This window comes from Microcoleus sp. Pol10D4 (genome assembly GCF_036701555.1).
Classification (GTDB): Bacteria; Cyanobacteriota; Cyanobacteriia; order Cyanobacteriales; family Microcoleaceae; genus Microcoleus.
In genome coordinates, this window is the sequence record NZ_JAUBRA010000037.1 from 18413 (window position 1) to 41721 (window position 23309).

The window sequence follows — 23309 nt, forward strand, 5'->3', positions numbered from 1 at the left end:
AGTAAATTTTACTTAGCTATCGCTAAAAGCCACCAAATTGCGAATAATGAACCGTACTAAAATCGCGGCCCTTTTAACTTGCTTCAACCGTAAAGAGAAAACATTAGCTTGCTTAGAGGCTCTTTTTAAGCAGGCACTTCCAGCCGATGTTGATATTTTAGCCTATTTAGTCGATGACGCCAGTACCGATGGCACCAGCGAGGCAGTTCGTCAAATCTATCCTCAAGTCAATATTTTTTCCGGCGATGGGAACTTATTTTGGAACGGGGGAATGCGTGGGGCTTTCACCGAAGCAATGAAAGATAATCCCGACTACTACCTCTGGTTAAATGATGACACTCTTATTTATCCAGAAACCGTAAGTGTCTTGCTAGAAACCACTCAAAAGTTATCAGAAAAAGGAGAAACAAAAGCCATCATTGGCGGTTCTACCTGCGACCCTGAAACGGGTCAAACAACATATGGCGGTATGGTACGAAATAACCCTTTGCACCCATTCCGATATGCTATCCTCGAACCAACAAAAGAGCCTCAGATGTGCGATACTATGCACGGCAACTGCGTATTAATTCCCCGCAGCGTTGTGCAAAATATCGGCAACCTCGATCCAGCTTTTGTCCATTATATTGGCGATTGGGATTATGGTTTACGAGCCAGACAGAAAGGATGTACAGTTTGGATTGCTCCTGGCTATTTAGGAACTTGTTCTCTCAACCCCCAGGTGACCAAAACGGCTGCTGATAATTTAAGTGAAGGATTGGATAAAATGAGCAAACCGAAAGGTTTATCATTCAAAGATACTACCTTGCAACCGGCTCAAGAGTGGAAAGTATTTACTCAGCGGCATGGTGGCTGGTTGTGGCCAATTTATTGGCTGCTACCTTATCGCAGGTTAGTTTGGCTTTCAGTGTTGAGCAAACTGGGATTGACTAAAAACAAAACTCAAGGTGAATAGGATGGTTGATAGAAATGAACTCCGCATTGCTTGGCTTGTCCCGGAAGTGGAACTGGGAGCTTACTGGCCGCCTGTTTTGAGGGAATTTACAAAAATTTTTAAGAATACTGTATTTTATACTGGTCGTGTTTGGTCTGGGTTCGATCCTACACTGCCGGGAGCATCGGCAATTCAGTTGGTAGGGGAAACTAAATTTGTCGAGACGGAAAAGATAGAAACAGGATACGATCGCGGATTCATTGTAGTATCGCCTAGTATTATCGGCTATTTGCTAAAATTTAGACCTCATGTGGTCTTTCCCCAAGCTTTCTCTTTGTGGACTGTAATTGTTGCGTTTTTAAAACCGCTACTGAGGTGGAAAATTGCCATTATTTACGATGGTAGTTCCCCCAATACAGACTTTCGAGATTCCAGTTTTAGGACATTTGTGCGCCGCATCCTTGTGCGGTTTGCCGATGCTTTTGTTGCCAATAGCAATGCGGGTAAAAAATATCTGATAGAAGTTCTCAACGTACCGGAGGATAAAATTTTTACCAGAACCTATCTAGTACCTGATGCGGGAGCTTTGATTAAACTATTAGATCAAACTCAGCCGCCCAACTTGCCGTTAAAGCGCCCGATTTTTCTGTATGTAGGGCGGATCACATCAAGAAAGGGAATTAAAACGCTCTTAGAAGCTTGCGCTATTCTTAAAAATCAAGGTTATGTTGATTATTCGCTGTTGATTATTGGGAAGGGAGATCAGCGCGAAGAACTGGAAGCATTTATTAAAGAGTGCGATTTTGAAGAGCAAGTAACGTGGGCGGGATGGGTAGAATATGGAAATTTAGGTGCTTATTTTCAGCAAGCTGATATTTTTGTTTTCCCTACTTTTGAGGATGTCTGGGGAATGGTTGTACCCGAAGCGATGGTGTTCGGGAAACCAGTCTTGTGTTCAAATGGTGCAGCTTCCTGTGAGCTAATTATATCAGGTGAGAACGGTTATATTTTCGATCCTAGCAGTGCTAAAGAGTTAGCGGATAAAATGCAAATTTTTCTAGATAATCCTGATTTGATTGAGTCGATGGGAGAGCAGTCACGACAGATAATTTCTCAAAAAACTCCCGAAACAGCAGCTAAAGCTTACGTCGAAGTTACATCTTTTTTGATGGAGAATAGGTGAAGCAAGTTCGGCAACGGATTTTTTAAATGATTTAACGGAGGGATGGAAGAGGGTAGAGGGAAAAATTAGCAATTACCACTTAGCAATTACCACTTAGCCATGAAAGTTTTATTATCTGCGTTTGCTTGCGAACCGAATCTGGGTTCCGAAGAGGGAGTAGGATGGAATACTGTTATCCAATCTGCTAAACATCACGAAAGCTGGGTATTTACTCGCACGTTTTGTCGATCGTACATTGAAGCAGAACTAGAGCGGAACCCAGTGCCCAACCTGCACTTTGTTTATTTTGATCCGTTTGGGTGGAGCGAAGATTGGAAGGGGAAACAAGGATTGCTGCAACTTCACTACTATCTGTGGCAAATCTGGGCTTATTTTATCGCTCGGAAGCTCGATCGCGAAATCGGTTTTGACATAGTACATCACGTAACTTATGTCAAACATTGGTCTCCAAGTTTCTTGGCGCTGTTGCCGCATCCTTTTATTTGGGGGCCTGTGGGGGGCGCAGAAGCAGCACCAAAGGCTTTTTGGCAAGATTTTAGCCGCCGGGGAAAAATTTACGAAACGCTGCGGGCATTGGCTCAAAGCGTAGGAGAACGCGATCCGTTTGTGGGGCTGACGGCGCGCCGCAGTGCCGTTGCGCTGGCAACTACGGAAGAAACTGCTGCCAGACTGCGATTTCTCAAAGCAAAAAACGTGAAGATTTTCTCGCAAGTCGGTTTATCGCAGCAGGAAATTCAAGAACTAAAGCAATTTCCTACCCCGCCGGAGCAACCAATTAGATTCATCAGTGTTGGTCGTCTCTTACATTGGAAAGGGGTGCACTTAGGACTCCGTGCATTTGCGGAGGCGAAGCTGGAACAATCCGAATACTGGATTGTCGGAGACGGCCCTGAAAGGAAGCGTTTGGAAGCTTTGGCAACAGAATTGGGACTGGCAAATAAAGTATTTTTTTGGGGAACTTTATCTCGCACTGAAACTCTTTCTAAAATGGGGGAGTCTCACGTTCTCCTCCATCCGAGTTTGCATGACTCTGGTGGTTTTGTGTGCACGGAAATGATGGGGGTTGGTCGTCCCACGATTTGTTTGGATTTGGGGGGACCGGCTACTCAAGTGACGGAGCAAACGGGGATTAAAGTGGCGGCTACGGACCCCGATCGCACTGTGCAAGGTCTAGCAGAAGCTATAGTGTGTTTAGCCCAAGATCGTGAATTGCGAGATCGCTTGGGTCGATCGGGTCAAACGCGCGTCAGGGAAATCTATGATTGGGATGTTAAAGGTCTATTCTTTGCCCAATTGTGCGAAGATGTATTCGATGGAAAATCAGGATAACTTCTGATTTGTTTGATCGGGCAAAACAAAGAAAACTATATTTTTTCAGGCGGTGAAACGTGGGCGTTGCAATCATTACTGGCTCGGCGGGTTTAATTGGCTCTGAGGCGTGTCAGTTCTTTGCCAAACAAGGCTTAGATATAGTTGGGATCGACAATAATATGCGCCAGTTCTTTTTTGGTGCTGATGGTTCCACAAACTGGAACCGCCAACTGCTCGAAAAGTCTTTGGGTACCAAGTATTATCACTTAGATGTGGACATTCGCGACTATGAAGCGATTACCAATATCTTTCAGCGGTACGGCGAGTCGATCGAATTAGTAATTCACACAGCAGCCCAGCCCAGCCATGATTGGGCTTCCCGTGCTCCGAAAATAGACTTTACCGTCAATGCCAACGGCACTCTCAATCTTCTGGAAGTAACTCGTCTTTACTGTCCTAAAGCAGTTTTCATTTTCACTTCTACCAATAAAGTATACGGCGATACGCCTAACAGTTTGCCTTTAATTGAATTAGAACACAGGTGGGAAATTGAACCCGGGCATACTTACGAAGGTGGCATTCGGGAAGATATGTCAATCGATCAGTGCCTGCACAGTTTGTTTGGTGCTTCTAAGGTAGCTGCTGACATTTTAGTTCAAGAATACGGTCGATATTTTAATATGAACACCGCTTGTTTTCGCGGCGGCTGTTTGACAGGTCCAAATCACTCAGGAGCTCAATTGCACGGCTTCCTAGCCTACTTGATGAAGTGTGCTGTCACGGGAACTCCTTACACCGTGTTTGGCTACAAAGGCAAGCAAGTTCGCGATAACATTCATAGCGCAGATTTAATTTCGGCATTTTATGAATTTTATAAAGCTCCCCGAAGCGCCCAAGTTTATAATACAGGAGGAGGCAGGTACAGCAATTGTTCGATGTTAGAAGCGATCCAGATGTGCGAGGCAATTGCGGAACGCAAATTTAATTGGACTTATGCTGAAGGGAATCGCATTGGCGATCACATTTGGTGGATTAGCGACAATTCAAAATTTTCCAGTCACTATCCCAACTGGAAAATGAAATATAACGTTAAACAAATCCTACAGGAGATTTATGAATGTAACCGCGAGCGTTGGCTGAAAGAGGATTCCAATGATTGAGTGGGGCAAAAAGAATGTGCTGGGAATTTCGGTAAACGAGTGAAGAATACAAAGTTAAACAAATCTTAGGGGAGATTTATGAGTGTAACTGCGAGCGTTGACTTAAAGAGGTGCTCCATGATTGATAAAGGGAAAAAGAATGTACTGGGCATATTAGTAAATGCCGTTAATTATGAAGCGGCGGTTAGCAAAATTATTGCGGCAGCCAGCGCCGGAAAACCAATGTCAGTTTCTGCCCTAGCGGTTCACGGGGTAATGACTGGGGTTCTCGACAGCACTCATCGTTATCGGATTAATCACATTGACTTAGTATTGCCAGACGGACAGCCCGTCAGGTGGGCATTAAATTGGCTATACCATACGGAATTGCCCGATCGAGTTTGCGGGCCGAATGCGATGTTACAAATCTGCGAACGTGCGGCAGAAGAAGGATTACCTATCTATTTGTACGGCTCTCAAGCTTCTGTACTGGAAGCTTTATCTCGCAATCTCTGCCAGCGTTTTCCCAAGTTAATTATTGCTGGAACTCAGCCTTCTAAATTTAGGCAGGTTTCCCCCCAAGAGAAAGAAGAAATTGCACAGCAAATTCGCAACAGCGGTGCAGCAATTACTTTTGTCGGTTTAGGGTGTCCGCGACAAGAAGTCTGGGCTTACGAATACCGGGATGACTTATCAATGCCGTTGATTGCTGTAGGTGCTGCTTACGATTTTCATGCGGGTAATTTGGCTAAATCTCCTGACTTTTTATCTAAAATAGGTTTGGAATGGCTGTTTCGGATGATTAAGGAACCTCGGCGCCTTTGGCAGCGGTATGTTTTTTTGAATCCGCTTTATATCTGGCTGTTTTTGCTACAAGCTTTGAAAATCAAACAGTTCGACCCCACAGACGCCACGCCGCCTGTAGAAGAAGTATTATATGGTTGAAATTTAAAAGTTTCTTGTGAATTATGGGTGCTCACAAGTAAAAAGTAAAAAAGCAAACACATCGTAACTAATCGTTTTGAGGTGCAACTGCGATCGTATATTCAAGAAAACTTCTATTAAATCCCGTGACATCGGAATTATAGTGGGAGCCTAAGAGCTCGCGATTTGGGTAGCGAGTTCTTAAGCTCCCACTGAGACGATCCGAATATATTATGCCGATGCCATCGGAAACGATATTACGGCAGAAAACAATTTTTACATTATCTATGTGGTAAGCTGGGGACTGCACACCTTACATACAAAGTTTGTGCGTCAGTCTTGATCTAGTCAGGTGCATGGCTGGGTCAATAGTCGCATTTGGTTTGACTGTAATCTTGGCAGGGGCGATAATCGCAGGGGAGCGCAAAAGTATGGTGAGTGTGTAACCAAACTTGATAATCAAACCAAAAGTTTATTGCCATTACCTCGATATTGCTATGGCTTTTGTGCCACAATCCGGATCGAATCGTACTTGTTTTCATCACCAGCAAAAATGGTTTTCAGCAGTAGCTTCCAAGCTTGGACTTTACTGTTTTCCTTGGGCTTGACTATCTGATGAGATGCCATTGAATCGAACACACTGAAAATTTTTATTTCATCATTGATCCAAGGGTTGTCAAATTGGCGATAGTAGCCATTAAACTGGGTAGCAATTATCTCAAATCCTACTTTTTCACAGATAGCGCGAAAGCTCTGCGGTGTGAAGAAATACAAATGCCTTGGTACATCTAGGTGCATCCATGCAATCCCTGATAACTTCAGCCCAATACAAGAGTTATTTGGTACTTCCATCACCAACTTGCCGCCATCCACGAGCAACTGCATGGCATTGCGGAGTGCAAGTAAAGGATCTCTGGTATGTTCGAGTACGTGGTTCATCACAATTATGTCGTACTGTCTAGACTGGACTTCCGGGGGTAAAGATTCAGCAGTACCATAAAATACATTAAGGCCTCGCTGCTGGGCCAAAACTAAAGCTTGTCGATCTGGTTCTACGCCCCAGACTTTGTGACCCTCTGCTTGCAGTTCTTGCAGCAGGTGCCCATTGGCGCAACCAATTTCTAAGATCGAGGAGGAAGCAGTCCCGAACTGTTGCTTCCACCATTTACTTGTGACATCTACTCCGCGATCGAAACGCCAAGCTAGATGGGTACGCAATTTATCGAAGAAGGAAATAGAAGAGGCAGATATGAAGCTTGTAAAGTCTATATGATGAGTATAATACTCATCAATTTCGTAGAAGCTGGCGATTTTGTTGAGTTCGGGTAGAGGATGAATGCGTCCAAGTTGTGACTTTTCGCACCAGTACAATTGAAATGACTCTTGGTTTCGAGGTCTGCGCCAATCACCGGGTATGAATAGCCACGGTTTCATACTCTGTCCCGATATCGGGCAGACGACGGTAGGGCTTAAGCACGTTTGACTTTGCATTTTAATTTTCCTTACTTAGGAACTTGATGTACTAATAACCACTCATTTTGGATTACTCCGATACGTTATGTGCCAGTGATAATTGTGTGCTCCTCAATACAGGAGTTGAATGCCTAAAACTTATGAAGTTTTGGGAATACAATTACTGAGGCGTGGTTTTCAGGTAACATCGAATTTAAGTTAACGCATTTAGCTGGCTTTGTCACTTTTGATAAAAAGCTACACCTTCCGCGAGCGGGCGGTGAGTAAGTTTCTCTCTTGTTAATAATTTAAGTATACATTAAGTAAGAAACATGAATATGCCTCTAGGGTATGATACTCCTAAAAGCATTTGTGCATCTACCTAAATAATGAAGCAGTTGATTTAACAAGATTTAAACTAAAACCCCTGTTAGTTTTGCCAGTTCCGATGGTAAGGAAAATGAGTTAGTCGCTCGATGGTTTAGAGGTGCTGTGGGTTGTGGTAGTTGCCAAGAAAATGTAGCCCGTTAAAGGATAATTGAGAACCTATGGAAAAAGTGCGATCGCCAGTAGAGTTGGATGCTCTTAAGTTGGAAAAAAACATCTAAATCTAATGACGATCGCTCACCTCAACCATTGCTTTTACAAGACCTCAGATTTCCGTGGCTAACTTAATGAAACCTATCTCAATCATAGTCAGAATGATTCTTAAGGCACTTGACTGTACGCCAAAACCATATCGGGAGCATCACCTATTTGACTTTCGGTGACTGGATTAGGCCGCGTTGAGTAGGCAATAGCCTGCATATGTTTCATGCGAGCTTGAAAAGTCTTCTCAAATGTATGCTGTTGAGCAAACTGCAGCGATTTGAACGACATCGATTTAATTTCTTCCCGGTTGTGGCTGAGTTCTGCAATTTTCTTCGCCATCTGTTTAGGCTGATTCATTGGCACAAGCCATCCTGTCTCCGACATTTCTGCAATTCCCTGAAATGCTTCGTTATCATACCCTACAATCGGCACGCCACCAGCCATAGTTTCTATGTAAGTACAAGAAGGATCGCCCTGCCGGTGACAGCAAACAAACAAATCAATATTGTTTTTCACAAAGGGGAAAAAATCTGTTTGAAAGTCAGGCACTCCGAGCATTTTCACACAATCATTAAGTTGATTGGCAGCTATTTGCTGGTGCATCATCTCTTCTAATTCACCAATACCACTGATGAACATTTCAAATTTCACCTTCAGTTGTTTGAGTTCTTTAGCTACCTCAAGTAAATGATCGGCCCCTTTCATCTTAATTAGGCGACCTGAGAATACTAGCCGCAGAGGCATATCTTGAGAGCGGTTTTCAGTGCGCCGTTCAATGTCAGCTTCTGTTGCTAACATATCTTCTCTAATCCGCGTGTCCAAGAACAACTGTGCGTTGCGATTGAGATGCTTGTATTCTTGGTAGGTAGGGGTGCCGTTGCACTGCAATCCCTCTGCCATTGCGATCGCCTTGCGCTGCTTATTTTCCTGACTGTAAGTCCAGATCATTCTCCGCAAGCGGATCAGGGGATTGCGCGTACTCACATTCACGATCTGTTTGCGAGTTTTCAGACTGTATTCGGAAACGTAAATACACGGTACTCCCGCTATTTTACACACTTTACTGATATGGTTCTGTCTGTATTCCGGGGCTGCCAATACCAGCGCACTCTGATGATGATGTAGTAAAGCTGGGGTGATTTTATCAAAAGAAATTATTTCCAGTTTGAATGGCAATTGATCAAGTTTGAATATTTTTGCATCCATCTGGTCGTTGTCTTCTTTCGTTTCTTCCATCATGACAGTAATTGAACCAGACCAATACTTGGCTAACTCACTAACTGCTTCTATCAACTTGCGGGTCAATAAAACTTCACTGTTTGGCAAAAACTTGGCTTTTAGTGGCTGTACTATTGTCAGATTGTTGTTAGTAAGCATTGTTAGGTAGTCCCTGGTTTTAAGTTTTTACTGATGCGGTAGTGAATCTTTGCTGTACTTGGGAAGGGCTGTTGATTGATCGATATAACAGACATCTACCGAATTTAAATTTTGCAGCCTGATACGAGCAGAATTTCAGGCTCTGTGTCGGAGATATCTAATACTTAAGATAGATTCAGCAACTGGATTAGACCTTTATGATTGAATCTTAGGTCTGTTTGATATGTAGCAATCATCTGCGATCTACGTAGAAGTGTCAATAGCCTTTTCCGAGCTTTACTGAATCTTTATAAATTATTGTTAATTATAAAGAAGAGGCAAATTTTAGGGTTAATTTGGTTAAAATGACGGCTGTTTTAAGTATTTTTACCTAACTACAATTATGCAACTGTTTTTAGGTAGCAAGAATGAGCGCGAGTCCCGAATACGGCGAAACCAATGCTTTAAACCATAGAGTTATAACAAAGTTATTGAAAGCTTACATAAATACATACTTTGTAACATACAAATTATATTTCTTTACAATTAGCAAGGCAAAGGAGAAGGAATAAAAAAAAGAAATTTTACCCCTTCTCTCTTCGCTAATGCGAAGCCTTGATGCTGAACTTTTCTTTTATAAACCGGATATAAAGGTGCTTGAAAGCCGACTTCACCACGCGGGGCATACCAAAGTCGATCGCCATCATGCTTTCGGGCAACTTCCAATCCAAAACCTTGAGATTTTCCGGCTGCAAAAGCGGAAAATCAATCGCCTCTAAATTCGAGCAAAGCCCCAATCTCATCGCCGCAGCTACAGTGGGAACCGCCGCCGGATCAGCGTTAATGATTTCAACTAAAGTTCTGTCCAAAGCAAAGACATCATCAGAGGCGGCCAAAATTCCCAAAAACTTAGGTTCGCCGCCGCTTGGCCCGTTACCTTCGTGACCGATAATGCCATCCAAAATCGTCAAATTTGGGTTAATTGCCCGGGCAGTTTCTACCAGCATTTCACCGAATCTGGCGCTATCTTTGCCAGCTTCCATGTGCCACCAAGCCTTCATTTTGCCGGGGACGCAGCCGAATAAATTTTTCACGCCCATTGTCACCGTTAATTGAACGTGAGATTTGAGTTTGGGCAAATTAATCACTACATCCGCTTCCATTGCTTCTTTGCAAATTCGCAGATGATTGAAATCTTCGCTGAGAGTTTCGTAGCGTTTTCCTTGAAACTCAACTACTGGCAAATTCAGTTCTTCCAACAGCGGCAAATAACCATTGGCTTTGGCTACACCCATAGCGCTGCCAAAAGCCGGACTATCACCTAAAAAGGGTTTTCCTCCCGCTTCCATGACCATTTTAGCGACGCAGTAAACCAATTCTGGGCGGGTGACGCATTCTTTTGTAGGGCGAGAACCTGTGAGGAGATTGGGTTTGAGTAAAACCCGATCGCCCGCTTTGACAAAAGCCGAGATTCCGCCCAAGGGTGCCAGCAAACTTTCTAAAGATGCTTGCAAGATTTGCCGATCGTATGAATTGGCCTGAATTAAACTAACAGCAGACATAATTATGAATTGATTGGTAATTGGTTATCGATCGGGAATAATCTCAATATAACGCACGCGCGGAACACCCTGCTTAGGGTGTTTCGCGCGTGCGTTACCAAGAATAATCTCAATACAAATGAGTCCTAAGTATCCATCGGCAATCTACCAGCAGCAGCCCGCTGCATGGTACTAACTCGCAGCGAGTTAGAGAATACTCCTTGACCTTGCAGTTCAGGGATAGCAGGTTTAACTTCTACTTTCACCAACCGGGCAGTACAGATAAAAACCGTTTGATCGGCTAAATGGAAAGTCAACCAAGGTTGACTTAACAAAGTCAGCACTTCGTCTTGGAATTCTTGTGCCGGCATCGGAATAGTAAACGTTTCTGCGTGACCTTCCACATAATGAAATGTCACTTGAGTTGTGTTCTCTTTATCTTGAGTTAATTTTGCAAAAGAACCTGCGCGCATAAATCTTGCTCCAAAACTTTAGACTATAAAAAAAATTCAGAATTAAATGAAAAAGATTGAATTCTGAATTCTTTAACTTTAACCTGTGACAGCATTTAGGGAGAACTCGGAAGGCAGAATGCAGAATTCAATCAATTTCAGCCTTCTAGTTTCTAGCTGATACCTCTGAGATCCTAAACGTTAGCAGAAGATCCCGGCATCGCACTCATTTTCTCTAAATCTAGAACTTTTGCCAAGTCTTCTGCACTCATTAAACCCCGTTCTAGCACAATTTGTCGCAAAGATTTGCCCGTTTCTAAGGATTCTTTGGCGACGGCGGCGGCGTTGAGATAGCCAATGTGAGTGTTGAGGGCGGTAACGAGGGCGAGACTACCTTCAGCATAAGCGAGACACCGATCGCCCTTAGCTTCAATTTTGGCGAGGCATTGTGTAGTCAGCGCGCTGATGGTATTGCCTAAAATTTCGATGCTGTGAATGAGATTGTAGGCAATCAGGGGCATCATCACGTTCAATTCTAATTGTCCCGCTTGGGCTGCCAGGGCGATCGCGCTATCGTAACCCATAACTTGAAAACACACCATCGATGTCATTTCTGCCATCACAGGATTGTATTTTCCCGGCATAATAGACGAACCAGGTTGCACAGGAGGCAGTTGAATTTCTTTCAAACCCGTTTTCGGCCCGGAGTCCATCAAACGCAAGTCATGGGAGATTTTAACGCAATCCTGAGCGAGATTTCGCAGTGCACCAGACACATTTACAAACGGTGCCATACTCTGCATAGCAGCCATTAAATGCTTTGCTGGTTTCAGGGGGTGGTCAATTAATTCGGAGAGAATTTCAGCAACTTTTTGACAATATTCAGGGTGAGTATTTAACCCTGTTCCGGCCGCACTTCCCCCCAATCCCAGAGATGTCAAATCATCGGATGCCCTGTCAATTCTCAATGTATGTTCTCTGAGAATTTGCGCCCAAGCGCCGAAGGTATCGCCGAGTCGAACCGGTACGGCATCTTGCATATGAGTGCGGCCGGATTTAACAATATCTTTGAATTCTTCGGCTTTGTTTTCTAGGGCGACTACGGCATCCGATAATGCTGGAAAAAGAGTTTTTTCTAACGCCAACAATCCGCCGATCCGAATCGCCGTCGGAATCACATCATTTGTCGATTGACCGTAGTTTACATGATCGTTAGGACTGATGCGCTTGTAATTGCCTTTTTCCTCGCCCATAATTTCCAAAGCGCGATTTGAAAGAACTTCATTAACATTCATGTGGTGAGAAGTTCCGGCGCCGGCTTGGTAGACATCAACTACAAATTGATCGCGCAATTTTCCCGCTAGAATTTCATCTGCTGCTTGGACAATTGCTTGACTGATGTCTTGGGCAATGCAGCCGAGTTCGCCATTGGCGATCGCTGTTGCTTTTTTAATTAAAACACAAGCATCAACGTATGTTGATAAAGGCTTAATACCGCTAATCGGGAAATTTTCAACGGCGCGCAGAGTTTGGATGCCGTAGTAGACATTAGATGGGATTTGTTTGTCTCCCATCGAGTCGCTTTCGGTGCGGTAGCTGATGGTTGGGTGTTCGCTCATATCGCCTTGTTTGTGATGATTGGGAATTGAGAATTTTTTTAAGAATGCTGACTGCGACTCCTTTTTTACCGCACCGGCGGGTTCAGTAAAACACAAGTCACGATTGTAAATAATTATCTCACACTCCGAGTTAAATCTCAAAACTCAAATTTTAAATTAAAATTATTTACCTAAGATTGTGCAATAATAGTAGTGTAATTCCGAGTTTTTTAGCTTGCATTCTTCTGTACTTTATTAGATAAAATTTTCGTGTTTAACAATAAATATTAAACCATACTTGGGGATTTTGTTACAAAAATTCAAGTTAAAATTTTCCGAAAGTTGTTATATTTGGTAGCACAAACAATTTTGCAGCAGGCGAATTGCCAAAAATTATGCCGCGTTACCAAACCATAGATGATGTTCCTACTCTCCAAGAGGCACTCGAAGGAATAATTGTTGAAGATTTAAAAAAGCTCAATGCACTGTTGTCGGGCGATCGCAAATTAACCCGCAAAGCTGACCTGGTTGCTGGGATTAAACAGCAAATGCAGGGAGAAAAACTTAAGCAAGTTTGGGCGCAATTAGACGATTTGCAAAAAGCGGCCGTAGCGGAAGTTATACATGGGTCAGGTGGTGGCTATGATGGCGATGTATTTGTGGCGAAATACAGACAACAACCAAACTGGGGAACAAGCGATCGCTATGGATACAACCGAGAACCATCCCTACTATGCTTGTTCTTCTACGGCACTGCGATACCCTACGATCTTGAACAAAAATTGCTGAAGTTTGTGCCAAAACCTCAAGCAACTCCCTTAAATCTGGTTGGGGATGTACTGCCAGATAATTTTATTGTTCGTGTAGAAAAACAGAACTTTCGTACATCTCAAAGAGAGGTATCCGAGTACGAAGTTCCTTTGACAACTTGTGAAATGGAACGGGCAGCCCCAAAGGATTTGGAAGCTGTTTTGCGTCTGATTCAGTCGGGCAAAGTTGCCGTTAGTGAGAAAACCGCATTACCTGGTGCCGCAACTCTGAAAGCGATCGCCGCCGTATTGCAAGGGGGTGATTTTTATAACGACGAACAGCGCCAAGCTACCGTGGAAAAGGGCGATATATTCTACGAGGTTGGTAATATCAAATCATTTGCTTGGGCCCCGATCGCCCAAGCGAGCAAATTCGCCGAACTATCGGGCAAAAAGCTTGTTTTGACCAAAGCGGGACAGAAAGCCTTGCAAGAATCACCTGCCAAAGGATTACAGACAGCATGGAAGCGCTGGTTAAAAACAAACACTTTTGATGAATTTCGCCGCATTGATGCGATTAAAGGACAAACTGGCAAGGGGGCGCGCGGCATGACAGCGGTGGCGGGGCGGAGAGAGGCGATCGCCTCAAGGCTAGCAGAATGTCCTGTCGGTAAATGGATTCTGTTTAGCGAATTTAGCAGGTATATGTTGGCAACGGGCAATCGGTTTGAAGTAACGCGCGATCCCGACACTCTCTATATTTCTGAATTTGGGTATGGTAACTTAGGATATTCGGGCAGTCACGATTGGCATATTCTGCAAGAAAGATATATGCGCTGCCTGTTGTTTGAGTATGTTGCTACCCTGGGAATAATTGATGTTGCCTATGCCGATCCGTCCCTCGTACCCAGCGATTTTGACGATCTTTGGGGAACCGACGATTTGAGATTTCTCAGCCGCTACGACGGCTTAATCTCTTTTCGCCTGACAGCTTTGGGGGCTTACTGTTTGGGATTGACTCAGAATTACACCCCGCCAGCAATTGAGTTCCGTCAAACACTCCGCGTACTGCCCAATTTAGATATTGTTGTAGCAGGAGAAGGCATTGCGACATCAGATGCGATCGTCCTCGATCTCTATGCTAAAAAAGTTTCAGATGTCGTCTGGCAAGTCGATCGACAAAAGCTATTTACCGCCATTGAAGCCGGATACCCGCTAGCAGAATTTAAAGAAGTTTTAGAGACAAGAAGTATCGAACCGCTACCCGAAACTGTACAGCAATTTCTGACGGATGTTACAGAACGATCGAATAGTTTGCAAGATGTAGGAACTGTCAAGTTAATCGAATGTACTAACGCCCATTTAGCAGTGTTGATTGCCAATGATTCCCGTACCAAAAAATTCTGTCAGCTAGCGGGCGATCGCACTTTAGCAGTTCCATTATCCCAGGAAACTAAGTTTCGCAACGCCCTGCGCCAGATCGGCTACGTCTTACCCCAGCGGGATAAATAGTAAGATCGTGTCCGGTGGTATCGAGCGATTTTAGATTTTAGATTTTAGATTGTCATGAGTCAACAGTCAACAGTCAACAGTCAATAATCACCTGACGGTGCAACCGGAATTGATATTATCTGCGATCGCAACAACCTATGAATTATGTTCCCGAAAATGCTTTGATCGTGCAAAGCGATCGATCTATCTTACTAGAAGTTCACGCTCCCACAGCACAACAGGCGCGAGAAGCGATCGCTCCCTTTGCCGAATTAATCAAAAGTCCCGAACACATCCACACCTATCGCATCACGCCCCTCAGCGTGTGGAATGCGCGGGCGGCGGGAATGCCTGTTGAAGAGGCGATCGCAGCTTTGCGAAAGTATGCCAAGTATCCCATTCCTGAGTCGGTAGCGCAGGAAATTGAACTGTTGGGGGCGCGGTATGGATTAACTGTAATTGAAAGAATCGATGCGGCTAGCCCCGATTTACAACTGCGAATTGCCGATTTGCCCCTAGCGGAATTGCTGGTACGGGACGATCGCGTCAAACCAATGTTGGGCAAGCGCATCTCCGATCTTTGCTTTCAAGTCGATGCCGGGAATCGCGGCGTACTCAAGCAAGCTTTACTAGCGGTGGGCTATCCGGCAGAAGATTTGGCTGGATATGTCGAGGGTGCCGAATTAGGGATTTCTTTGCGCGATCGTACTTTAGCGGACTTGCCCTTTAACTTGCGTGCTTATCAACAAGAAGCAGCAGAGGCATTCTATCAGGACGGGGAGGTAAAAGGTGGAAGTGGGACGATCGTCCTACCGTGCGGGGCTGGTAAAACCATAGTCGGGATGTTAGCGATGAGTTTGGTAAAGCAAAAGACACTCATCCTCACCAGCAGTTTGACTTCAGTGCACCAGTGGCGCAGGGAAATATTAGACAAAACGAGTTTAACTGAGGATGCGATCGCTGAGTACAGCAGTGTCACCAAACAGACGGCTGCTGTCACCCTATCGACTTACCAAATGCTAAGTTATCGATCGAATAAAGATGATGAATTCCAGCATTTCGAGTTGTTTAACGCCGAATCGTGGGGACTGATTATTTATGATGAAGTCCATCTATTACCTGCACCGATATTTCGGATCACCGCTGAACTACAAGCACGACGCAGGTTAGGTTTAACTGCGACATTGATTCGCGAAGACGGGAAAGAAGGGGATGTATTCACGTTGATTGGACCCAAGCGCTATGACGTACCTTGGCGCGAATTGGAAGGACAGGGATTTATTGCCACTGCCAATTGTACGGAAATCCGCGTCGCCCAAAATGAGGCGGAAAAAATGGAATATGCCCTAGCGCCGCGCCGCCAACAGTTTCGCATTGCTGCTGAAAATCCGGGTAAGTTGGATATGGTACAAAGTTTATTGCAAAAAGAGGCGGGACACCGTATTTTAATTATTGGTGAGTATCTCGAACAGTTGGATGCGATCGCCAAAATTACCGAATTGCCTCTGATTACGGGGAAGACAAAACAGGCAGAGCGCGATCGGTTATACGAAGCATTCCGTCACAAAGAGATTCCCGGATTAATTCTATCTCGCGTGGGCAATTTTGCCGTCGATTTACCCGATGCCGATGTGTTGATTCAAGTATCGGGAAAGTATGGTTCTCGCCAAGAAGAAGCGCAGCGCCTCGGACGAATTCTCCGCCCCAAAGCCGACGGACACAATGCCAGCTTTTATACATTAGTATCCCTACAAACTTGCGAGGAAGATTTTGCCCGACACCGGCAACTGTTTCTGACTGAACAGGGCTACAACTATCGCATAGAAGTTCAAGGCGATGGTTAGTCAGCGATCGATAAATTCTTGGTAAAACTGCTCGTGCAAACCTAAGAAATTATCCATCCCCTCCTTTGTCAGATACCCGCTTTTCTTACCAGTGTGCGGGTTTTCTACGTAGCTATAAATTACTTTTGAAACATTAGGATTCTCGCTCCACCTAATGTTGAACGCTGCATACTTTGGGAAAAAGGTCATTTCTGCATAAGCATCAATGTGGTCATGTATCCACCATGCCAATGCTGTCCAATCTTGAGTGCGATCGTAGTAAGGGATGAATGATGTAACAATAATACATACTGTTGCTCCCATATACCCCTCTGAATCTTTTACGTCCCAGATATGTTCTGCATAGTTGGCCTCATTACTGGCACAGTTGTACTGATTTTTATTCTCTGCTCCTTTGGCGTTCACCGCACAAGAACGATAGGCTGAGCGGATACTAATCCGACCAAGCGCATCTTGAATTGGTTCAAGCACCCTCTCACACAAATTCTTTCCGGCTGCGATCGCCAAGTCAGGATCGCTAGGAATATTAGGGATACCTTCTATTTGAGAGATTTCTGAATAAAGAAACTCACGCATGAAAAAACTCTTAGAGAGTTGAACCCGTCCTAGCTCTTCCAAAGCTTTAACAGTTTGTGGCTTTCTCATAGATTGAACTCCAGCAATTAGAGGTGAATAGCTTAATGTTAAACACTGACAGATAATTTAGAAGCATTATTTCAGCCAAAAGCGAAGCCAGCTAACTGATAATTGTACCGCAGATTCGGTACTTTACAGGATAAAGTCTAAAAATTTTGTTATGCAGTATGTCCGTAAAAAACCTGGGTTCTGCGTCCAGGAGTATCAATGATGAAATTAAATCTAAAAAGCAACAAGTGCAGAATATCTGGCAACCATCCGAATTATACCTCCTAACATCCTGCTACACTATTAATAACCGCATCCTCACCCACAATTATGTTTCCAGTTGCAATCATCGCCGCTATTGCTCCCTACATATCGGGAGTGCTGTCACCCATCGCCAGGAATATCGGTCACAAACTAGGAGAAGCCTTCGGCAATAACTCTCAAAAGTACCGAGATATCCTGATTCCCTATCCCAATAATTCATCTGATTCGACTGAGATAGAGCAAGCAAAACAGCGTTATTCCCAGGAAATGCTGGAATACGCGAAAGCGAAAGATACCAGAGACCGGGAATTGTTAAAGCTAACAGTAGCACAAACAGCACGCCGCATTGAGTTGCAGGAACAGGAACAGCAGGATAGAGTGAAGTTGGCAGCCTTGCAGCGGGATTTGATGCGGGAATTGCAAGCAAAGGATATTCAGGTCAAGCTGGCTGAAATTCAAACTATTTGGGATAAAGATACTTGGTTTTCTAAGTTAAATCGAGAGGAAACTAAGCAGATTTTACTTCAGCAGCAACATCGCCTCTTAATCTTACTATCACCACCCAAAATTAGCAAGCAATGCCCGGAAACCTTCTGTGAAGATTTGCCAATTGAGATGAGAAGTGTCGGAGATTTTCTCAGACAGCATTATCCTCAACAGGATGTCTTACGCCCAGTTAAGTTTTATAGCGACTATTTGACTGAGTCTATTGGTGATATTGATGTGGAACGCTTGCAGCGAATTTTATCTCCGGTTCCGACTACAATTTTATATAGCGATATCAGCGACTATGCCGTAACTTTTCGCGTCGGCTTTTGGGGATTCCTGAATAATCAGGAAGTCTCCCTGTTTTCTACCAAAGTTTTTGACTGGGAAGAGGCAAAAGATGCACTTTTAGCATCTGGGGTAAGTGAGAAAAAAGCCCTCCGCATCATTCGGCAGTTGATTGTAGCGATTCACAAGTTGCTGGCGGGATTTTTAGCGGATTTGTATTATCTCAATATTGACCCTGGCTATGAACCTCAGTTGTTTAATTTAAAGGATGAATTGGCTGAATATGGGTTGGCAGAAGAATGGGTGAAACCTTATTTTGATATTCTTCAGGATATTCAGCGGCGACAGGGAAAACAGTATGAAGAAGAGTTGAAAAAGCTGATTCAGCAAGTAGAGGCTGAACGTCAATCTCAAGAAGCACCCAAAGCTGAAGCCCAACGCAAACAACAAATAGAAGAAAAAATCATTAGAAAAGCTCACTCCTTCAAATGTGTAAAAACTCTTAATGGCGTAGGTATGTCATCTGTTGATTGCGTAGTTATTAGTCCAGATGGCAAGACTTTTGCTAGTAATAGCAGCAAACTTTGGAATCTCCATACAGGAGAGCTAATTCGTACTTTTTCTGGGCATTCAGTCGCGGTTTATTGTGTTGCTATTAACCCTAATGGAACAATTTTAGCTAGTGGAAGTTATGACAGACAAATTAAGCTATGGAATCTGGAAACTGGACAAGAATTTAGAACCATAAAGGGTCACTCAAGTTTAATTCGGTCTCTTGCTTTTAGTCCAGACGGAGAAACTCTTGCTAGTGGCAGTCAAGACCAGACTATCAAACTGTGGAATCTGAAAAATGGGCAGGAAATTCGCACTCTCATAGGGCATTCATCCTCGGTTTGGTCTGTCGCTATCAGCCCGGATGGACAAACTCTTGCTAGTGGCAGTTATGACCATACTATCAAACTGTGGAATCTGAAAAATGGTCAGGCATTTCGCACTCTCATAGGGCATTCAAAGTCGGTTTCTTCTGTTGCAATTAGCTCGGATGGGCAAACTCTTGCTAGTGGCAGTTATGACCATACTATCAAGCTTTGCGACCTGAAAGCTGGCAAGGAAGTTCGCACTCTCAGAGGGCATTCAGACTATGTTAATTCTGTCGCCATTAGCCCGGATGGACAAATTCTTGTTAGTGGTAGTGGAGACAGTACAATCAAACTGTGGAATGTAAAAAATGGACACACAATTTTCACTCTCACAGGGCATTCAGCCCAGGTTAATTCGGTCAGTTTTAGCCCGGATGGAAACACTCTGGTTAGTGGCAGTTCTGATGGGAGTATCAAAATTTGGCGGCGTGATGGGTGAAGTAGGAGGGAAAGATCAAAATTATGGCGCGATTTGCCAATATGGAACTACAAAACTTGACTGCGTGAGAAATCAAACGATAAACGCTTAGGGAAGGTAATTTAAATGTCAGAAACAATTAATTTTGAGCAAGCAGTGTTAGAGAAACTGCGACAGTTGCCAACGGAGAAACAACAAGAAGTGCTCGAATTTGCACAATTACTCGTGCAAAAAGCGGAAGATAAAAAGCAGTTATCCACCGAAAGTTCTGAGTCTAACAGTTCGTCAACAACCGCACCTACTCTCAAGCTATCAATTAGAGAGATTGCTAGTTTGCCAATAGCAGAACGCCATAAAATACTAGCACCATTTATACCTGCTACAGCCGAAGATTTTTTGGCAGATCCTGAATTAACCGAGTTTTGGGCACTCGATGGCGAAGACTGGGAGGATGACAGAATTCAAAAAGTCTCAAAACTATATTCATCCTCAAAAACTTCAGACCAAGCAAGTGAGGTTAATTGACATTTTTTACCCATTTCATCCTCGGCATCTTTCAGCGCCACTTGAAAACATTTATCCCAGATAGACTCAATAAAATCACGATTTAGACTCGGCATTTCTTCTTGACTTTCTTCAATCTCTCGCCGCGCCGAACGAATACTAATAGCCCAGCTAGCCGTTCGTTTTTCAGGTTGAGATTTCCATTTAATAATATGAAGCATTAAACGAATTAACTGGCTTTTTAATGCTCGTTTTTCGGTTCTTCCCATTGCTTCAATTAAAGATTCTAAACCTGCCGTTGCTTCCATAGATTTTCCTTCTTTGAGAAGAGTCTGGACTGTGACAGCCGTTTGATAATGAGAACACACTGCTAACCAGTCCCAATCTTGTTTAGTCAGCATTGCCCTATCCTTGAAATTGCTTATATTCCTAAATTTATCATATCGATCGCCCCTCAACTCCCCCCTCCCATCCCCGAACAGCCCAACAATACTTAATAAAAACTTTATAAAACTTACCATGTTCGCATAAATTAGAGTTATCCTGGAAAATCCAGCAATCCTGCAAAGCGTCAACCTTCTCGTCACTTATCCAGTGGTTCGATGACTCAAACCCAAAGCACTAAAACCGCCACCCCAACTGCAATTTATTCTTTGACAATTGCTCCCGCCTGTGTATTGCGAGGTCGATCGGCCTTAGCACAAGCCGGAGATGCGATCGCCCGTTTCGGAAAGCGGCCGCTAATCGTCGGCGGCAGCAACTCCCTCGCCGCCGCCCAACCCTACCTGCAACCAATCCTCGAACAGCAGCAGTTAAAATCCGCCGAAACAGCATACGGCAAGGATTGCAGCGAAACCAGCCTCGAAACCCTCCGCGAAGCAGCCCAAACCCATCAAGCCGACTTCATCATCGGTGTCGGTGGCGGCAAAGCCTTAGACGCAGCAAAACTCGTCGCCCATCAGTGCAAAATCCCGATCGTCACAATACCCACATCAGCAGCCACCTGTGCCGCTTGGACAGCCCTTTCTAACATTTATTCAGAACAAGGTGCATTCCAATACGATGTCACATTAGCCAGATGTCCCGATTTATTAATACTCGACTACGGCTTAATTCAAACCGCACCACAGCGGACATTAGTAGCAGGAATTGGAGATGCGATCGCCAAATGGTACGAAGCCTCAGTCAGCAGCGGACACTCCGAACAAACCCTGATAATTTCCGCCGTCCAACAAGCTAGAATACTGCGCGATATTTTATTCCAAAAATCAGCCGCCGCCCTCAAAGAACCCGGTAGCGAAACCTGGCAAGAAGTCACAGATGCGGCCGTATTGCTAGCAGGAGTAATCGGTGGAATTGGCGGCGCCCAATGCCGCACCGTCGCCGCCCACGCCGTCCACAACGGCCTAACTCATCTATTAGCAAGTCACGGCACATTGCACGGCGAAAAAGTCGCCTACGGCATTTTAGTACAACTGCGACTAGAAGAAATGCTGCAAAACAATCAACTCGCCGCTAGCGCCAGACAGCAACTGCTAAAATTCTACGCCGAGATTGGATTGCCCCAAACTTTAGAAAACCTCGGACTCGGAGACATTACCCTCACAGAATTGCAGCGCGCCGCTGACATAGCCTGCAATCCCAATTCCGACATCCACCGACTGCCTTTTAAAGTTGTTCCCCAACAATTAATGGCAGCGATGGTTTCTACCACCGCACCTGTGGGAGAATTAAAGATTAAGAATTAAAACAGTTTGTAGTAAGGACTTTAGTCCTGAAAAGGCTGTGCTAGCAAGGACGAAAGTCCTTACTACAAACCAGGAAAACTGACAACTGACAAAAAATAAATGACCTTGGATTGGATTACCCCTGCTGACAGGTTGCAAAAACTACCGCCCTACGTATTTGCCCGTCTCGACGAACTCAAAGCCCGCGCCCGCGAACAAGGACTAGATTTAATAGACTTAGGAATGGGAAACCCCGACGGTGCCACTCCTCAACCAGTAGTAGAAGCGGCTGTCGCAGCCATCCAAAATTCTGCCAATCACGGCTATCCACCCTTTGAAGGAACTGCCAGTTTCCGCCGTACTATTACTAAATGGTACAGCCGCCGCTACAACGTTGAACTCGATCCAGAAAGCGAAGCATTGCCTTTGTTGGGTTCTAAAGAAGGTTTAGCACATTTTGCGATCGCCTATATCAATCCAGGGGATTTAATATTAGTACCAAGTCCCGCTTATCCCGTATTATTTCGCGGCCCAATTATCGCCGGTGCAAAAGTTCACAACATCATTCTCAAACCAGAAAATGACTGGGTAATTGACTTAGCCGACATTCCCGACAGCGTAGCCGAACAAGCCAAAATACTCTATTTCAATTATCCCAGCAATCCGACTGGAGCGACTGCACCCCGCGAATTTTACAAAGATATTGTTGCTTTCGCACACAAGCATCAAATCTTGCTGGTTCACGACTTGTGTTATGCGGAATTAGCATTTGACGGCTATCAACCGACAAGTTTATTAGAAATTCCCGGCGGTAAAGAAATCGGCGTCGAATTTCACACGATGTCCAAAACCTACAATATGGCCGGCTGGCGCGTCGGTTTTGTAGTAGGAAATAGCAAAATTATTCAAGGTTTGCGGACATTAAAAACTAACCTAGATTACGGTATATTTTCCGCTTTGCAAACAGCAGCAGAAACAGCACTGCAATTGCCGGACAGTTACTTGCACGAAGTGCAGAATCGTTACAGGACTCGCCGGGATTTCATGGTGGAAGGATTGGCAGAATTAGGGTGGAATATTCCTAAACCTCTGGCTGCAATGTATCTTTGGGTTCCCTGCACTCCGGGCATGAGTTCGACTGATTTTGCCCTCAATGTTTTGCAGCAAACTGGTGTTGTGGTGACTCCTGGCAATGCTTTTGGGCCGGGCGGTGAAGGATATGTGAGAATTAGTTTAATTGCAGATTGCGATCGACTGGGAGAAGCCCTGCGGCGCTTGAAACAAGCTAATATTCGCTATCAATAGTCATTGGTCATTGGTAATTGGCGATGATCGGCCACTCACTCTGCATCCACTCATTATTATGTTGATGGTGACACCCATTATCCCCTAAACATAATAATGAGATTAACAAGCTCAGGCGCATACAAATTGTACAGTCAAGTTTGATGAAATTATTGTGGGGTGTCCCGCCCGCCCGAAAAATATAACGCAAGATGCGGGACAGCTTAGT

18 protein-coding genes are annotated in these 23309 nt (G+C 44.3%); 11 read left to right on the forward strand and 7 right to left on the reverse strand.

The features are described 5' to 3' along the window. The first annotated feature begins 46 nt into the window (after nt 1-46). The 5 genes from QUA36_RS18445 (at nt 47) to QUA36_RS18465 (ending at nt 5512) form a co-directional block, all read left to right on the forward strand. Complete coding sequence (locus QUA36_RS18445; RefSeq protein WP_333458657.1) at nt 47-955, forward strand: glycosyltransferase family 2 protein; 909 nt, start codon at nt 47-49, stop codon at nt 953-955. Nucleotide 956: 1 nt separating this feature from the next. Continuing rightward, nucleotides 957-2117 (forward strand): glycosyltransferase family 4 protein, encoded by a 1161-nt coding sequence (locus QUA36_RS18450; RefSeq protein ID WP_333458658.1) that lies wholly within the window; start codon nt 957-959, stop codon nt 2115-2117. A 99-nt stretch (nt 2118-2216) separates the two neighbouring features. Then, nucleotides 2217-3446 (forward strand): glycosyltransferase, encoded by a 1230-nt coding sequence (locus QUA36_RS18455; RefSeq protein WP_333458659.1) that lies wholly within the window; start codon nt 2217-2219, stop codon nt 3444-3446. Nucleotides 3447-3505: 59 nt separating this feature from the next. Then, a complete protein-coding gene (locus QUA36_RS18460; RefSeq protein WP_333458660.1) occupies nt 3506-4588 on the forward strand; it encodes an NAD-dependent epimerase/dehydratase family protein in 1083 nt (360 codons plus the stop codon). Between the two features lie 117 nt (nt 4589-4705). Next, on the forward strand, nt 4706-5512 hold the full coding sequence (locus QUA36_RS18465) for a WecB/TagA/CpsF family glycosyltransferase (protein ID WP_333211143.1): 807 nt from the start codon (nt 4706-4708) through the stop codon (nt 5510-5512). 474 nt (nt 5513-5986) lie between these two features. Here the strand turns inward: QUA36_RS18465 and QUA36_RS18470 are convergent, their stop codons facing one another. From QUA36_RS18470 to QUA36_RS18490, 5 genes are all read right to left on the reverse strand, one after another. Then, nucleotides 5987-6982, reverse strand: a complete 996-nt coding sequence (locus QUA36_RS18470; protein ID WP_333458661.1) for a class I SAM-dependent methyltransferase — start codon at nt 6980-6982, stop codon at nt 5987-5989. 669 nt (nt 6983-7651) lie between these two features. After that, nucleotides 7652-8911 carry a glycosyltransferase gene (locus QUA36_RS18475; protein WP_333458662.1) on the reverse strand — a complete coding sequence of 420 codons (1260 nt, stop codon included), beginning with the start codon at nt 8909-8911 and terminating at the stop codon, nt 7652-7654. 581 nt (nt 8912-9492) lie between these two features. Continuing rightward, nucleotides 9493-10452, reverse strand: a complete 960-nt coding sequence (locus QUA36_RS18480; protein ID WP_333368132.1) for a DUF362 domain-containing protein — start codon at nt 10450-10452, stop codon at nt 9493-9495. Between the two features lie 125 nt (nt 10453-10577). After that, nucleotides 10578-10904 (reverse strand): hypothetical protein, encoded by a 327-nt coding sequence (locus QUA36_RS18485; protein WP_333167491.1) that lies wholly within the window; start codon nt 10902-10904, stop codon nt 10578-10580. Nucleotides 10905-11077: 173 nt separating this feature from the next. Then, entirely contained in the window at nt 11078-12502 is a 1425-nt protein-coding gene (locus QUA36_RS18490; protein WP_333458663.1) for an aspartate ammonia-lyase, read from the reverse strand. 374 nt (nt 12503-12876) lie between these two features. On the opposite strand from QUA36_RS18490, the gene QUA36_RS18495 reads away from it, so the two are divergent. Next, nucleotides 12877-14742, forward strand: a complete 1866-nt coding sequence (locus tag QUA36_RS18495) for a hypothetical protein (protein ID WP_333458664.1) — start codon at nt 12877-12879, stop codon at nt 14740-14742. A 137-nt stretch (nt 14743-14879) separates the two neighbouring features. Then, a complete protein-coding gene (locus QUA36_RS18500) occupies nt 14880-16565 on the forward strand; it encodes a DNA repair helicase XPB (RefSeq protein WP_333458665.1) in 1686 nt (561 codons plus the stop codon). Here QUA36_RS18500 and QUA36_RS18505 read toward each other — a convergent pair whose 3' ends face one another. Continuing rightward, the gene (locus QUA36_RS18505; RefSeq protein ID WP_333458666.1) at nt 16566-17210 is read right to left on the reverse strand and encodes a peptidase M15; all 645 of its coding nucleotides are present in this window, start codon (nt 17208-17210) and stop codon (nt 16566-16568) included. It lies immediately after the preceding gene. 309 nt (nt 17211-17519) lie between these two features. Here QUA36_RS18505 and QUA36_RS18510 point away from each other — a divergent pair, with 309 nt between their 5' ends. Beyond that, nucleotides 17520-19586, forward strand: a complete 2067-nt coding sequence (locus QUA36_RS18510) for a WD40 domain-containing protein (RefSeq protein WP_333458667.1) — start codon at nt 17520-17522, stop codon at nt 19584-19586. Nucleotides 19587-19691: 105 nt separating this feature from the next. After that, complete coding sequence (locus QUA36_RS18515) at nt 19692-20090, forward strand: hypothetical protein (protein WP_333368153.1); 399 nt, start codon at nt 19692-19694, stop codon at nt 20088-20090. Here the strand turns inward: QUA36_RS18515 and QUA36_RS18520 are convergent. Beyond that, nucleotides 20027-20470 (reverse strand): DUF29 domain-containing protein, encoded by a 444-nt coding sequence (locus tag QUA36_RS18520; RefSeq protein WP_333368156.1) that lies wholly within the window; start codon nt 20468-20470, stop codon nt 20027-20029. The two genes, QUA36_RS18515 and QUA36_RS18520, sit on opposite strands and share 64 nt — an antisense overlap. A gap of 201 nt (nt 20471-20671) precedes the next feature. Between QUA36_RS18520 and QUA36_RS18525 the strand changes: the two genes are divergently transcribed. Both QUA36_RS18525 and QUA36_RS18530 read left to right on the forward strand, forming a co-directional pair. After that, nucleotides 20672-21817, forward strand: coding sequence for an iron-containing alcohol dehydrogenase family protein (locus QUA36_RS18525; RefSeq protein WP_333458668.1), 1146 nt, complete (start codon nt 20672-20674; stop codon nt 21815-21817). A 99-nt stretch (nt 21818-21916) separates the two neighbouring features. Then, the gene (locus QUA36_RS18530; protein WP_190739684.1) at nt 21917-23101 is read left to right on the forward strand and encodes an aspartate aminotransferase; all 1185 of its coding nucleotides are present in this window, start codon (nt 21917-21919) and stop codon (nt 23099-23101) included. Nucleotides 23102-23309 lie beyond the last annotated feature (208 nt).